Origin of the sequence: Streptomyces sp. NBC_00012 (assembly GCF_045040875.1) — a bacterium.
Taxonomy (GTDB): domain Bacteria; phylum Actinomycetota; class Actinomycetes; order Streptomycetales; family Streptomycetaceae; genus Streptomyces.
This window is the reverse complement of sequence record NZ_CP108309.1, coordinates 3775636-3789178: the sequence shown is the minus strand read 5'-3', so window position 1 is coordinate 3789178 and position 13543 is coordinate 3775636. Positions and strand designations below refer to the sequence as shown.

The following is a 13543-nucleotide window of genomic DNA, read 5'->3' as shown; positions in this document are numbered from 1 at the left end:
GTGATGCCGTGAGCATGGAACTCTTCTTTCGAAAATGAGTTCGAAGCGGGCGGCCGGGGCGCGTCGCACGCGACCCGCGGTTACGTTTGCTGTGACGAGTATCACTGTCACGACCCGTGAACGAGCGGGCTCACGGAAGGACCCGGGCCCATGGCCGCATTCGCGCGATCCGCGCCGTGCTGGGTGGATGCGCAGCTGCCCGATCTGGAAGCGGGCAAGCGCTTCTACGGTGAGCTGTTCGGCTGGACCTTCCGGGCCGGTGAAGGGCCGTACGCGGACGCCTACAGCGGTGGGAAGCTCGTCGCCGCGCTCGCCGCCAAGCAGGACGGCCGGATGCCCACCGCCTGGGGGATCTACTTCGCCACCGACGACATCGTCGCGTCCGTCGCCCGGATCAGGGAGGCGGGCGGCCAGGTGATCACCGAGCCGGTCCGGGCCGGCCGGGCCGGGGTGCTCGCCCAGGCGGCCGATCCCGGCGGAGCGGTATTCGGACTCTGGCAGGCCGGTGACCGCGAGGGATTCCAGAAGCAGAACGAACCCGGCTCCTTCTGCTGGACCGAGGTCCACACCCGGCAGAAGGACCGGGTGGACGCCTTCTACGAGAAGGTCTTCGGCTTCCAGGGCACCGACATCGACGACTCCGGCCTTGACGACTCCGGCGCGGGACCCGACGACTCCGGCACGGCCGTACCCGCGCGCGCCCCCGCCCCCGCATCCACCCCCACCCCCGCGCCCGCGCCCGCCCCCGCCTTCCGCATGTGGTCCCCGGCGGGCACCGAGCCCGGTCCGGACACCGCGGTCGGCGGCCGCAGCGTCATCACCGACGCGTTTCCGGCGGAGATGCCCAGCTACTTCCTCAGCTACTTCGCCGTCGAGGACTGCAACCGCACCGCCGGGAACGCCGTACGCCTCGGTGGCCGCATCTCCGCGCCGCCCTTCGACATCCCGTACGGGCGGATGGCCGTCCTCCAGGACGATCAGGGCGCCGTCTTCGCCGTACTTCAGCCCCCTGTGTCCGAGAACGGGGCAGAGTGAGCTGTGACACCCCGATCCGCCCCCGGGTTCGCAACCAGAGCCTCAGCCAGGAAGAATCGGGGGTGCGCACCGCCGGGTGGTGCCCAGTGGTGAGACGCCGTACAGGGCGGGTTTTCGCGGGCTTCTGTTCCTGAGGCTCGTACGGGGAGGTGGCAGGGCAAGTGGTGGAGCAGCTGACGCAGCACGACCCGAGGCGGATCGGCCCGTTCGAGGTGCTGGGACGGCTCGGTGCCGGCGGCATGGGGCTGGTCTATCTCGCCCGCTCGGCTTCGGGCCGGCGCGTGGCGATCAAGACGGTCCGTACGGAGCTCGCCGAGGACCAGCTGTTCCGGGTCCGGTTCACGCGCGAGGTGGAGGCCGCCCGCGCCGTCAGCGGCTTCTACACGGCGGCAGTGGTCGACGCGGACCCGCGCGCGGCCGTGCCGTGGCTGGCGACCGCCTACGTGCCCGCCCCCTCGCTGGAAGAGATAGTGAGCGAGTGCGGGCCCATGCCCGCCCAGGCGGTGCGCTGGCTGGCCGCCGGTATCGCCGAGGCGCTCCAGTCGATCCACGGCGCGGGGCTGGTCCACCGCGACATGAAGCCGTCGAACGTGCTCGTCGTCGAGGACGGCCCCCGGGTGATCGACTTCGGGATCGCGTCCGGGGTCTCCAATACCCGGCTGACCATGACCAACGTCGCCGTGGGCACGCCCGCCTACATGTCGCCGGAACAGGCCCGGGACTCCCGCAGTGTCACCGGCGCCAGCGACATCTTCTCGCTCGGCTCCACCCTGGTCTTCGCCGCCACCGGCCACGCGCCCTTCCACGGTGCCAACCCCGTCGAGACGGTCTTCATGCTGCTGCGCGAGGGCCCCGACCTGGAGGGCCTGCCCGGCGAACTGCGGCCGCTGATCGAGTCCTGCATGCAGATGGACGCCGGACTGCGGCCCACCCCCGCCGACCTCCAGGCCCAGCTCGCCCCGCACCTCTTCGCCTCCGGCGGCGACGACAGCGGTACGGCCTCGGCCTGGCTGCCGACCTCCGCCACGGCGATGATCGAACAGCGCCGCGGTGGCCGCAGGCCCGTGGGCCCCGGCCCGGTGCCGCCCCCGGGCCCGCCGCCCGGGCCGCCCCCGGGCATCGACCCCGGCCGGCACGGCAACACCGACCCGCGCCCGCAGGCCCCCGACCCGCGTCCCCAGGCCCCCGACCCGGTGCCCGCGCCCGACGCGGGCGGTCCGGTGCGGCTGCCCGGCGCGAAGGTGCCGATCGGCCCCGGCCCGCGGGCCCACGACGTACGGGCCACCGCCACGGCCACCGCGGACGCGGGCCCCGCGACCGGCTGGGTGCGCCCGCCCGCCGGAGTGAACGGTTCCGCCCCGGCCGCGCCGGTGCCCGGTCCCGCGCATCCGCCGGAGCCGCCGCCCGGCCCGGACCGCTGGCGGCCCTGGCGGTTCCGGATGTCCAACGACGTCTGGGGGACACCCGTCGTCGCCGGGGACCTCCTCTACGTCACGTCGTTCGAGGTGCACGCCCTGGACGTCGGCAACGGGCGGCGCCAGTTCAAGACCCGCGACGTGGCCTGGGTGATGGCCGTCGAGGGCGGCCGGATCCACGCCTCCGACGGACCGTCCCTGTACGCCCTGGACGCGACCACCGGCGCCGAGCGGTGGCGCCTGCAGACGGAGGCATGGGTGTACTCCCTCAAGGCCGACCGCGGCACCGTCGTCACCGGCACCCGGGGCGGCGGCGTCCAGGCGTGGGAGGCGTCCACGGGCGAGAAGCTGTGGGAGAGCAGCGGCGTGCAGACCGACTTCGAGACGGCGGAGGCCGGGCCCGCGGTCCACGACGGCACGGTCTACCTCTGGCAGGACGCCCGGCTGCGCGCCGTCGACGCCCGTACCGGCATCGAGCGCTGGTCGTACCCCATCGGCGACGCGGCCTCGTGCGGCGGGGTGCCGGTCCGGGTGACCGCGGCGCCGGACGGCTTCGTCTACGTCAGCGCGGGGGCCCGGGTCCTCGCCGTGGACACCGTGTCCGGTCATGTGCGCTGGCACTTCGAGTCGCCCGCGGTCTTCCTCTCCCCGCCCGCGTTCGCGCCGGGCCCCGCCGTCACCGGCGGCGGGGTGTACCTCGCCGACTACCTCGGCACGGTGTACGCACTCGACGCCTCGACCGGCAAGGACCGCTGGCGCATCGCCACGGAGGCCCGCCAGTCGATCGAACCGGTGCTGGTGACGGCCGGGAACGTCCATGTCGGCAGCGGCAGCGCGCTGTACACGCTCGACGCGGTCACCGGCACCCCGAAGTGGCGGTTCGCGGCGGGTGGCGAGGTGGTGGGCGCCCCGGTGGTCGCCGACGGCCGGGTCCACTTCGGCTCCGCCGACCACGTCCTGTACACCCTGGACGCGGCGGGCGGGCAGCTCCGCTGGAAGCTGGCGACCGGCGGCGAGATCACGGGCTCGCCGGTGGCGCAGGGCGGTGTCGTGTACGCGTGCAGCAAGGACCGCTGCGTGTACGCGCTGGACGCGCTGAAGGGAACGGGCACGGGCAGCCGGGCCAGGGCGTAGCGCGGCGAAATCCAGCCCGTCCGGCGTTTGAGGACGGAACCCCGGGCGCGGAGGGCCTCAGCCGTGCGGGCGCCCATCTGCATCAGGGCCCTCGTCCGGCGCGACGGGATGCGGGGCGGTGTCGTGCTGGTCCGGGGCCACGTCCCCGTCGTCCGGGGCCGGGCGGCGCCGGTCATCCGTGCCCCGGCTCGCCGGGTCCGGACCCGTGTACAGCTCGGGCTCGGGCTCCGGCAGGGTGCTCGTCTGCACGGACGGCCCCGGCTCCTGCGTGGGCGGCCAGGTGTCCGGGTGCTCCGAGCCGGGCGCCGTGTACGGCTGGTCGCGTCCCTTGCGGGCGGACCGGCGTCCGCCACCGCGCCGCCCCGGCATCACCACCGAACCCAACAGCATCAGCGCCCCGCCCGCCGCCGCCCCGGCCACACCCCACCCCAGCCCGGATCCGTCCCCCGCGATCGCCAGACTGCCCACCGACCCCCCCTGGCGCACCATCCACAGCACGGTGAACCCGAGCACCACCACACCCGCCGCCGCCACCAGCAGCCGCGACCGCAACACCACACCGGCCACCGTCAGCAGGGCGGCGAAGAGGAACGCGAGCAGGACCGAGTCCAGTGGTCCGGGCCGGGCCGCGGTGATTCCGGTGAACAGCTCCGCGATCCGGTAGTGACGCCCGAGACGACCGTCGTACCAGTCACGGAAGGGGCTCAGCACGGCGGCCGCCGCTCCGGCGAGAGCGAGGACCGAGCCGAGGACGTTGCGGATCATCATCGGCCTCCTGCGCGTGCGCGGACCGGCGTCACAGCTCTGCACCGCTCTCGGCTCGACGCTACGCCGGGCCCCTCACGCTCGCCACCTGCGCTAGCGTGACGCACGGTCGTTCGACAACTGCAGAGACGGACAACAACACAAGGGGGGCTGCATCGATGATGCGGCAGCACATAAAGCTTTCCGCGGTGCTGGTCGTGGTGGTACTCGCACTCACCGGTTTCTCGACCTCCAGCCACGGCGGCGGCAGCGGCAAGAGCAAGGGGTCGAGCAGCAGTGGCGGCGGCTGCTCCAACTCCAAGAAGAGCAACAACGGTTACCACAGCAGTGACTACGACGATGACGACTACGACTCGTCGAGCAGCTCGTCCGGAGGCACCGACTACGGCACGCCGACCCCGACCGCCACGGCGTCCGACGAGCCCGAGGCGTATGTCACCCGCTGCGCCCAGCCCCGCAAGGGCAAGCGCAAGGCCGTCACCGCCTCCACCGTCAGGCTCACCGCCGACGCCGGTGCCACCGGCTCCCACACCTACGAGGTCGACGTGACCTTCCTCGACGCGGTCGGCAACACCGTCGACACCGGTGACGCGACCGTGGAGGCCGAGGGCGGCGAGACCAAGACCATCTCCGTGCGGATGGACAACCCGCGCAAGGTCTCCAAGGTGAATACCTGCCGCGTGGATGCCGAGCTCAGCTACTGAGCTGATCCGAGCTGAGCTACTGATCCGAGCTGAGCCACTGAGCCACCGGCCGGCCCGTCAGCGCGTCCGGAATTCGCCCGCGCCCCGCCCCCGGAACAGCTCGGCCTGCCGCTCCGGCGGCAGATTGCCGAGTGCGACGAGGTGCGGGGCGTGGGCCATGGCCTGCGCCCTGGCCGCCTCCCGCGCCGACCACACCGCCCGTACCGTCCCCTGTACCGCCCGGGTCGGGTACGAGGCGATCACGCCCGCCGCCCGCAGCGCCGCGTCCACCGCGCCGCCGGGCGCCGTCAACTCGCTGACCAGACCGGTCTCGTACGCGCGGCGGGCCGAGACCCGTTCCGCCGTCCCCATCAGCGACATCCGGGCCACCTCGCCGAACGGCATCCGCTGTGCCATCGAGATCGCCTCGAACGCGCTGACCATGCCGTACGTGGTGTGCGGGTCGAAGAACGTCGCCTCCTCGGACGCGATCACGAACTCCGCCTCGCCCAGCAGATAGAACGCCCCACCGCAGGCCATCCCCTCCACGGCCGCGATCACCGGCTTCCACAGGTCGTTAGCCTTCGGCCCGATCGCGAGCAGCGGATCGTCGATCGTGTACGGGGACGAGGGCTGCGGCACATCCACGCCCCGGTCGATCCCGGTGCAGAAGGCCCGACCGCCCGCACCGGTGAGGACCACGGCCCGCACTCCGTCGTCGAAGCGGAACGCCCGCCAGGCGGCCGCCAGTTCGGCGGCCGTCGCCAGGTCGATCGCGTTGTGCTTCGCGGGCCGGTCGAGGGTGACGAGCGCGACCCCGGTCTCCTTGTCCGTCTCCGTACGCAGCGTCATCCGCCCCTACCTCTCCAGCTGCCAGCGCACCAGCGTGACCCCGGAATCTGCCGGGCAGAACACCGCCCGCACCGGCGCACCGATCCGCAGCCGCTCCGGATCGACCGAGTCCAGCGGGGCGTCCGGGCCGCTCACCACGTTCCCGACCAGCCTGATCTGCGGGGCGTCCGCCAGCTCGACCACGACAGCGTTGTACGGGGCCTGCGCGGCGTACGCGGGCAGCAGCGGCGGATGCGGCAGTACGTAGGACCAGATGCGGCCGCGGCCGCTCATCGGCTGCCACTCGCTCTCGAACGACTGGCAGTGCGGGCAGCACGGCCGCGGCGGAAAGCGGAGCCGCCCGCACCGAGGGGCGGCGCACGCCTGGACGCGGAGTTCACCGCGGGCCGCGTACTCCCAGAAGGGGGCGCCGTCCTCGTCCACGACGGGCAGCAGCAGTCCATCCATCCCGGTCAACTCCCTCAGCTCCTCAGCAGTACGGCGGATGTGGGGACACCCTCCCCGGCGGTGACGAGGCACGTCCCGGCGTCCGGGACCTGGGCGGTGGAGACGCCGCGCAGCTGCTTGACGCCCTCGTTGATCAGGTTGAAGCCGTGCACGTACCCCTCGCTGAGTCCGCCGCCCCCGGTGTTGATGGGCAGCCGCCCGCCGCTCTCCAGCGCCCCGCCCTCGGTGAACGCGGCGCCCTCACCGCGTCCGCAGAAGCCGTAGCCCTCCAGGGAGAGCGGGATGAGCGGGGTGAACGCGTCGTAGATCTGCGCGACATCCACGTCGTCCGGGCCGAAGTCGGCCTGCTTCCACAGCTGCCGGGCGGCCGTCCAGGCGGGTCCGGTGAGCGGGTCGTCGTTCCAGTAGTTGACCATTCCGTGGTGCTGGGCGGGCAGTCCCTGGGCGACGGAGTGGATGTAGACGGGCTTCTGCCGGCAGTCGCGGGCGCGCTCGGCGGAGACGATGACGCAGGCCAGCGCCCCGTCCGTCTCCAGGCAGTTGTCGAAGAGGCAGAGCGGCTCGCTGATCCAGCGCGAGGTCATATACATGTCGCGGGTCAGCGGCCGCTCGTACATCACCGCGTCCGGGTTCTGGTTGGCGCGGTTGCGGCAGGCGAGGGCGACGTTGAAGAGGTGGTCGCGGGTCGCCCCGTACTCGTGCATGTACCGCCGCGCCAGCATCCCGATCTCGTCGGCCGGCCGCAGCAGCCCGTACGGGCGGGTCCACTGGGCGGGGGTGGGCAGCTGCACGGCGGTGTTCTTCCAGGGCCGGGGCCCCGACCCCCGCTTCCGTGACCGCCAGGCGACACCGACGCTCGCCTGCCCGGTCGCCACGGCGGCGGCGAGATGCGCGATCGTCGCGCAGGAGCCGCCGCCCCCGTACCCCACCTTGCTGAAGAAGGTGACGTCACCGGCCCCGATGGCCTTGGCGACCTCCACCTCGTCGGTCTCCTCCATCGTGTACGAGGCGAATCCGTCCACCTCCGACGGGGCGATGCCCGCGTCGTCGAGCGCCGCGACGATGGCCCGGCAGGCCAAGGTCTTCTCGGACTCCGGCAGTTGTTTCGCGAAGGCCGTCTGTCCTATGCCGGCTATCGCCGTCGCGTCCTTGAGTGCCGTCACCGCCACCTCCCAGGCCGTCATGACTGCTGACAGCGGCTGAGGCTACAGCTAATCTGACGGATAGTCAGCTACTGCGTCAGGAGGGCGAACGATGCGCGGTGACGAGGAGTGGGGCAGCATCCCGAGGCTGATCCGGGCGGCGGCGCGACGGTACGGGGACCGGGAGGCGGTCGTCGAGGGCCGCACCCGGGTCTCGTACGCCGAACTCGGCGACCGCGTGGAGCGGGCCGCCGCCGCGTGCATGGCCTCGGGCGTGGAACCGGGGGACCGGGTCGCGGTCTGGGCCCCGAACACCCTGGACTGGATCGTCTCCGCGCTGGGGGCGGTGACGGTCGGCGCGGTCCTCGTTCCCCTCAACACCCGCTTCAAGGGCACCGAAGCGGCGTACATCCTGCAACGCAGCCGGGCGAAGCTCCTCTTCGTCACGGGCACCTTCCTCGGCACCTCGTACGTGGCGTCGCTGCGCCGGGCGGACGTGCGGCTCCCGCACCTGGAACGCGTGGTGGTGCTCGCCGACTCCGCCCCCGACGACTACGTCACCTGGAAGGACTTCCTGGCGGCGGGGGAGGAGGTGTCCGGGGCCGAAGTGCGCACCCGGGCCGACGCGATCGCCTCCTCGGACCCCTCCGACATCATCTACACCTCGGGCACCACGGGCCGGCCCAAGGGCGCGGTCATCACCCATGCCCAGACCCTGCGCTGCTACGCGATCTGGAGCGAACTGGCGGATCTGCGCGAGGGCGACCGCTATCTGATCGTGAACCCCTTCTTCCACACCTTCGGCTACAAGGCGGGCATCATCGCGTGTCTGATGCGGGGCGCGACCATGGTCCCGCAACCGGTCTTCAACGTGGACACGGCCCTGGCCAACATCGCCGCCGAACGCATCTCGGTCCTGCCCGGCCCGCCCACCCTCCACCAGTCCCTGCTGGACCACCCCGCGCGCGCCGCCCACGACCTCTCCGCCCTCCGCCTGGTGGTGACGGGCGCGGCGGTGGTCCCGCTGAAACTGGTGGAACGCCTGCGCACGGAGCTCGGCATCGCCACGGTCCTCACCGCGTACGGCCTCTCCGAGGCGAGCGGCATCGTCACGATGTGCCGCCGCGGCGACCCGGCCGGGACGATCGCCTCGACGTCCGGCCGCGCGATCCCGGACACCGAGATCCGCGTACTGGCCGATCCCGGTACCCCCGGCGAGGTCCTGGTCCGCGGCTTCAACGTGATGCAGGGCTACTTCGAGGACCCGGAGACCACGGCCGCCTCGATCACCTCCGACGGCTGGCTCCACACCGGCGACGTGGGCGTCCTCGACGAGGCGGGCAACCTCCGGATCACCGACCGGATCAAGGACATGTTCATAGTCGGCGGCTTCAACGCTTACCCGGCCGAGATAGAGCAACTCCTGGGCCTGCACCCGGACGTGGCCGACGTGGCGGTCATCGGTGTCCCCGACCCCCGCCTCGGCGAGGTCGGCAGGGCCTACGTGGTGCGCCGCCCCGGAGCGACGGCGACCGCCGACGACCTGATCGCCTGGTCCCGCCGCGAGATGGCGAACTACAAGGTCCCCAGGACGGTGGAGTTCGTGCCCGAACTGCCGCGCAACGCGAGCGGCAAGGTGGTGAAGGGGGAGCTGCGGGGGCGGGTGGGGGACTGACGGGGTGGGGTGCGCCGGCGCGGTCACTCCATGAGGTGATGTGATCACCGCATGGAGTGAAGTGGGTCGCCATGCGGGCATGCCCGGAAGCATGGTGACTGGCATGGCAACCAAGAAGTACACCGTCACGCTGCCGGAGGAGCTCCCGGAGGAGATCCGCAGCGTGGTCGGCCCCGGTGCGTTCAGCGCGTATGTCACGCGAGTCAGCGCGAGCGCGACCGGCTGGGGGCGCTGGTGGGGCAGCTGGAGGGTGAGTACGGCCCGGTGACCTAGCTAGGGCCTCTCGTTTGGATCAGGGCCCGCGTGCCCCGGTGCCGCACCTCGCCGCGACCGCAGGCGGATCTGGCTGCGGCCGAGGCCGGGCGGCGTGAGATCGAGCAACGGTTCGACGAACAGGAGTCAGGCGTGGACGCGCGCCGGAGTGCGGCCTGATGTCTGACGTCTTCTATGTGCTGGACTGCGAAGGTCTTTCCCGGGCCGCACTCGGAAACCCCGAGATGAAGGCCCGCCTCAAGGATGCCCATCGCTCCGGCCTTCGTGCGGTGACCAGTTCCATGACCTTGATCGAGGCCTACCGGCGGGACGCGCAGAGGGGCACGAGCCGGTGGCTCGTGCCCCTCTGTTGTGCGACCCCGTATTGCGGTCGTGCGTCCCCGTATTGCGGTCGTGCGTCCCCCGGACGTACGGCGGCCGCGACGGCTCCCCCTCCGCGCCGCCGCGGCCGCTCCCCCGTCGAGTGAGGTTCAGGCTGTCTCGGAACCCGCGTGGTTCTCCTGCGTCTTGAGGACGTCCTTCGGCGTGCTGCCGGCGTGGTTCTCCAGAGTCGTGATGTCCTCGCTCACGCTGCCGGCGTGGTTCTCCAGCGGCTTGACGGAGCTGCCACCGCTGCCCGGGCTGCCGGCGTGGTTCTCCTGCGTGGTCGCGGCACCGGTCTTCGGCTTCAGTGCGTCGCTCATGCCTGTCAACTCCCAAAGTTCTTGCTTGCGTGGTCGGCGATGCCCGTCCGGCTGCTCCCCCGTGGGCTGCCGGACGGGCATATCAGGGCCGTTCACCCTAGCGGTGTGGTCCCCCGTGCGACCCGTCTGCCCCCCGACACGACGGGTCGATGGGCTTAAGACTGCCGAGTGGCGATAAACGTTCGATGAACGCCGCCGGTTCTCTGCCGGTTCCGGCCTCTCAGGCAGCGCTGACCGGGGTGAGGAGGACCCGGACCTTGTCGGCCTCGGCAGCCCCGAACTGTTCGTGGATGGCCAGTGCTTCGGTCCAGCATGCATGCGCCCGGTCGATCTGGCCCAGGCGTTCGAGGGCGTGTCCCAGAGTGATCAGAACGTTGCCCCGCATCCATTCGCCTCCGATGACACGCAGGGCCAGCGCCTGCTCCGCGTGCTGGGCTGCCCGCGCCGGGCGCTCGTCGGCCAGGTGCGCCTCCGCCATCCGGAAATGGGTCGAGCCCTCCCAGAGCCGTTGGCGATTGCCCTGGAACACGCGCAGCGCCTCGTCGAGCTCCTTCAGTGCCTCGGCCGGCCTTCCGGCCTGAGTGAGCGCGATGCCCAGCGCGAATCGGCCGTTGGCGGTGCGGAGGCTGAGTCCCATTCCGTCGAAGATGGCCGTGCCCTGCTGGGCGAGCTCGACCGCGCTGGCCGTGCGGTCCATGTTCACGTGGATACGGGAGAGATTGCACAGCGCGGATGCCTCGCCCACCAGGTTTCCGTCCGCGCGGTAGTTGTCTATGGCCTCCTGCAGGAACTTCTCGCCCGCTTCGTGCCTTCCCTGGTAGAACGCGATGATGCCGCGGTCGTTGGGTGCCCAGCACGCGGGGATCGGGTCCTTGGTGCTCATTGCCAGATCCATGGCGTGCCGCGCTTCCTCGTCGGCCAGCTCGAAACGGCCGGAGACGAGATACACGGTGGACAGCGAGGCACGGGCCCGTGCCTCGGCACGGGGTTCTGCGGCAGCCATCGCCGCGTTACGGAGAGCCACGCCGGTCGTCTCGTACTGGCGGGAGTTCGCGCCCGACTCGGCAAGGTCCTTCGCCGCGCAGAGCAGGTCGACGGCACGCTGCAGCATTCCGCTCGACGCGCTCTGATGGGCGCAGGCAAGCAGTGAATCGGCCTCGCTGTACAGCCAGTCCACCGCCTCGTGCCCGTCGGTGAATTCGAGCCCCGGGTGCTCGGTGGCCACCAGGTGGGCGACGGCTCGGTCCCCCGGCCGCTCCAGCGCGTACACCCCCGCCGCCGTCGCCAGATAGAAGTCCAGCAGCCGCGACAGCGCCGACTCCCGTTCCTCCAGGGGCTCTTCGCCGCGCTCCGCGCAAGAACGCGCGTAGAGGCGCACCAGATCGTGGTAGCGGTACCGGCCGGGAGCCGCGGACTCCACGAGGCTGGTGTCGACCAGGGCCTCCAGGAGGTCCTCCGCGGCGTGCACGTCCAGGTTCAGCAGGGCCGCCGCGGCGGCCAGGGAGATGTCGGGGCCGTCCGCCAGCCCGAGGAGGCGGAAGGCGCGGGCCTGGGCGGGTTCCAGCTGGCCGTAGCCGAGTTCGAAGGTGGCCTTCACCGCGAGGTCGCCGGCCTGGAGTTCGTCGAGGCGGCGGCGTTCGTCGGCGAGCTTGGCGGCCAGGACGGAGACTGTCCAGGTGCGGCGGGCGGCCAGGCGGGAGGCGGCGATGCGGATGGCCAGCGGGAGGAAACCGCAGGCGGCGACCACGTCGAGGGCTGCCTCGCGCTCGGAGTCGATCCGCTCCTCGCCCACGATGCGGGTGAAGAGCTGGAGCGCCTCCTCGGGGGACATCACGTCCAGGTCGACGAGGTGGGCGCCGGCCAGGTCGACCATGCGGACACGGCTGGTGACCAGGGCCGCGCAGCCCGCGGTGCCGGGGAGGAGGGGGCGGATCTGGGCCGCGTCGTGGGCATTGTCGAGGAGAACCAGGATGCGGCGGCCGTCGAGCGTGGACCGGTACAGCGCGGCGCGCTCGTCCAGGGAGTCGGGGATCGCCGAGTCCGCCGTGCCCAGGGCGCGCAGGAACGCACCGAGGACCGTCTCCGGCTCCGCCGCCCGTGCGCCCGCGCCCTGGAGGTCCACGTACAGCTGGCCGTCCGGGAAGTGCTGGCGCGCCTGGTGGGCGACGTGCACGGCGAGGGTGGTCTTGCCGACGCCGCCGATGCCGGCCAGCGCCGAGACGGCCATCACCGAACCCTCGGCGGTCGCCAGCCGGTCGCCCAGTTCGCGTACGAAGGAGGTGCGGCCGGTGAAGTCCGGGACGGTGGCCGGGAGCTGGGCGGGGCGCACCGGGGCCGGGGCGGGAGCCGGTTCGTCCGCGGGGCGGGCGAGTTCCTCGTCGGCCTGCAGGATGCGCTGCTGGAGCTGGGCGAGCGCGGGACGCGGGTCGACGCCCAGTTCGTCGGCGAGCAGCCGGCGGGTGTCGGCGTAGACGGCCAGCGCCTCGGCCTGGCGGCCGCTGCGGTACAGGGCGATCATCAGGAGCTCGCGCAGCCGCTCCCGCAGCGGGTGCGCGGCCGTGAGCGCGGTCAGCTCGGAGACCGCCTCCGCGTGGCAGCCGACCTCCAGGTCCAGGTCGAGGCGGGTCTCGGTGAGCTGGAGCCGCCACTCCTCCAGGCGGGTGCGCTGGTTCTCGGCGTACGGTCCGGGCACGGAGGCCAGCGCCTCGCCGTCCCACAGCCCGAGCGCCTTCCCGAGCAGGGCCCGGGCCTGGTAGCGGTCGCCGGACGCACGGGCCTTGTCCGCGTCGGCCGCCAGCTCCTGGGCCACCGTCACGTCGAGGGCGTCGCGGCCGGTCCGGATCGCGTACCCGCCGGCATCGCTGGCCAGTGTCTGCGGGTCGAGGACCTTGCGGAGCCGGGAGGCGTACGTACGTATGGTGGCGAGCGCCTGGGAGGGCGGTTCGTCGCCCCAGATGGCGTCGATGAGCTCCGAGGCGGTGGCCGTGCGGCCGCCGCGCAGCAGGAGCGCCGCCAGCAGCGCGCGCTGCTGCGGCGAACCGGACGACAGGGCTTCGCCGTCCCGCCATGCCCGCACGGGACCGAGCACGGAGAAGCGCAGATCGACGCCGCCCGCCGACCGCTGTTGTGGAGCACGCTGCTCCGGAACACGCACGTGTGGCCCGGTGTCATGGTCCATTGCTGCCCCCTGCCCTGCTCGCCCCGCCTGTGCTGCCCATCGTGCTTGATGCTGTCCGCCCGGATTGCCCGTCCGTGTGCCGGTCCGGGGCGGGTGGATCCGGATTGCTCGGTACCGCTGGTATCGCGCTCAACAGTCTGCCTTGTCTTGGGTGGCACGTCAGCAGTGGGTGATGCTCTGCACAAGCCCTCGACAACGAATACCGAACGGGGTCGGGTCCGGATAGCTGACGGTTCGTCAGATCGACGCTACGGTGGTGTG

11 protein-coding genes are annotated in these 13543 nt (G+C 72.1%); 5 read left to right on the top strand and 6 right to left on the bottom strand.

Annotated features, from left to right (window positions below; translation table 11 throughout):
* The first annotated feature begins 150 nt into the window (after positions 1 to 150).
* Together OHA19_RS17250 and OHA19_RS17245 are read left to right on the top strand one after the other, a co-directional pair.
* On the top strand, positions 151 to 1035 hold the full coding sequence (locus OHA19_RS17250) for a VOC family protein (RefSeq protein ID WP_405715616.1): 885 nt from the start codon (positions 151 to 153) through the stop codon (positions 1033 to 1035).
* 164 nt (positions 1036 to 1199) lie between these two features.
* Positions 1200 to 3584 (top strand): PQQ-binding-like beta-propeller repeat protein, encoded by a 2385-nt coding sequence (locus OHA19_RS17245; protein WP_405721759.1) that lies wholly within the window; start codon positions 1200 to 1202, stop codon positions 3582 to 3584.
* 57 nt (positions 3585 to 3641) lie between these two features.
* On the opposite strand, the gene OHA19_RS17240 is transcribed toward OHA19_RS17245, so the two are convergent.
* Positions 3642 to 4349: a hypothetical protein gene (locus OHA19_RS17240; RefSeq protein WP_405715618.1), complete on the bottom strand. Its 708-nt coding sequence runs from the start codon at positions 4347 to 4349 to the stop codon at positions 3642 to 3644.
* 158 nt (positions 4350 to 4507) lie between these two features.
* Here OHA19_RS17240 and OHA19_RS17235 point away from each other — a divergent pair, with 158 nt between their 5' ends.
* On the top strand, positions 4508 to 5053 hold the full coding sequence (locus OHA19_RS17235) for a hypothetical protein (RefSeq protein ID WP_405715620.1): 546 nt from the start codon (positions 4508 to 4510) through the stop codon (positions 5051 to 5053).
* A 57-nt stretch (positions 5054 to 5110) separates the two neighbouring features.
* Here OHA19_RS17235 and OHA19_RS17230 read toward each other — a convergent pair whose 3' ends face one another.
* Genes OHA19_RS17230 through OHA19_RS17220 form a run of 3 tightly spaced genes read right to left on the bottom strand, consistent with a single transcriptional unit; the run spans position 5111 to position 7494 of the window.
* Positions 5111 to 5884, bottom strand: coding sequence for an enoyl-CoA hydratase/isomerase family protein (locus OHA19_RS17230; RefSeq protein WP_405715622.1), 774 nt, complete (start codon positions 5882 to 5884; stop codon positions 5111 to 5113).
* Positions 5885 to 5890: 6 nt separating this feature from the next.
* Positions 5891 to 6331, bottom strand: coding sequence for a Zn-ribbon domain-containing OB-fold protein (locus OHA19_RS17225; protein ID WP_405721762.1), 441 nt, complete (start codon positions 6329 to 6331; stop codon positions 5891 to 5893).
* A gap of 14 nt (positions 6332 to 6345) precedes the next feature.
* Positions 6346 to 7494: a lipid-transfer protein gene (locus OHA19_RS17220; protein ID WP_405721765.1), complete on the bottom strand. Its 1149-nt coding sequence runs from the start codon at positions 7492 to 7494 to the stop codon at positions 6346 to 6348.
* Positions 7495 to 7585: 91 nt separating this feature from the next.
* Between OHA19_RS17220 and OHA19_RS17215 the strand changes: the two genes are divergently transcribed.
* Entirely contained in the window at positions 7586 to 9148 is a 1563-nt protein-coding gene (locus OHA19_RS17215; RefSeq protein ID WP_405715624.1) for a FadD3 family acyl-CoA ligase, read from the top strand.
* Between the two features lie 103 nt (positions 9149 to 9251).
* Positions 9252 to 9416 (top strand): hypothetical protein, encoded by a 165-nt coding sequence (locus OHA19_RS17210; RefSeq protein ID WP_405715626.1) that lies wholly within the window; start codon positions 9252 to 9254, stop codon positions 9414 to 9416.
* A gap of 475 nt (positions 9417 to 9891) precedes the next feature.
* Here OHA19_RS17210 and OHA19_RS17205 read toward each other — a convergent pair whose 3' ends face one another.
* Positions 9892 to 10104 (bottom strand): hypothetical protein, encoded by a 213-nt coding sequence (locus OHA19_RS17205; protein ID WP_405715628.1) that lies wholly within the window; start codon positions 10102 to 10104, stop codon positions 9892 to 9894.
* Between the two features lie 220 nt (positions 10105 to 10324).
* Positions 10325 to 13282: a BTAD domain-containing putative transcriptional regulator gene (locus OHA19_RS17200; RefSeq protein ID WP_405715630.1), complete on the bottom strand. Its 2958-nt coding sequence runs from the start codon at positions 13280 to 13282 to the stop codon at positions 10325 to 10327.
* Positions 13283 to 13543 lie beyond the last annotated feature (261 nt).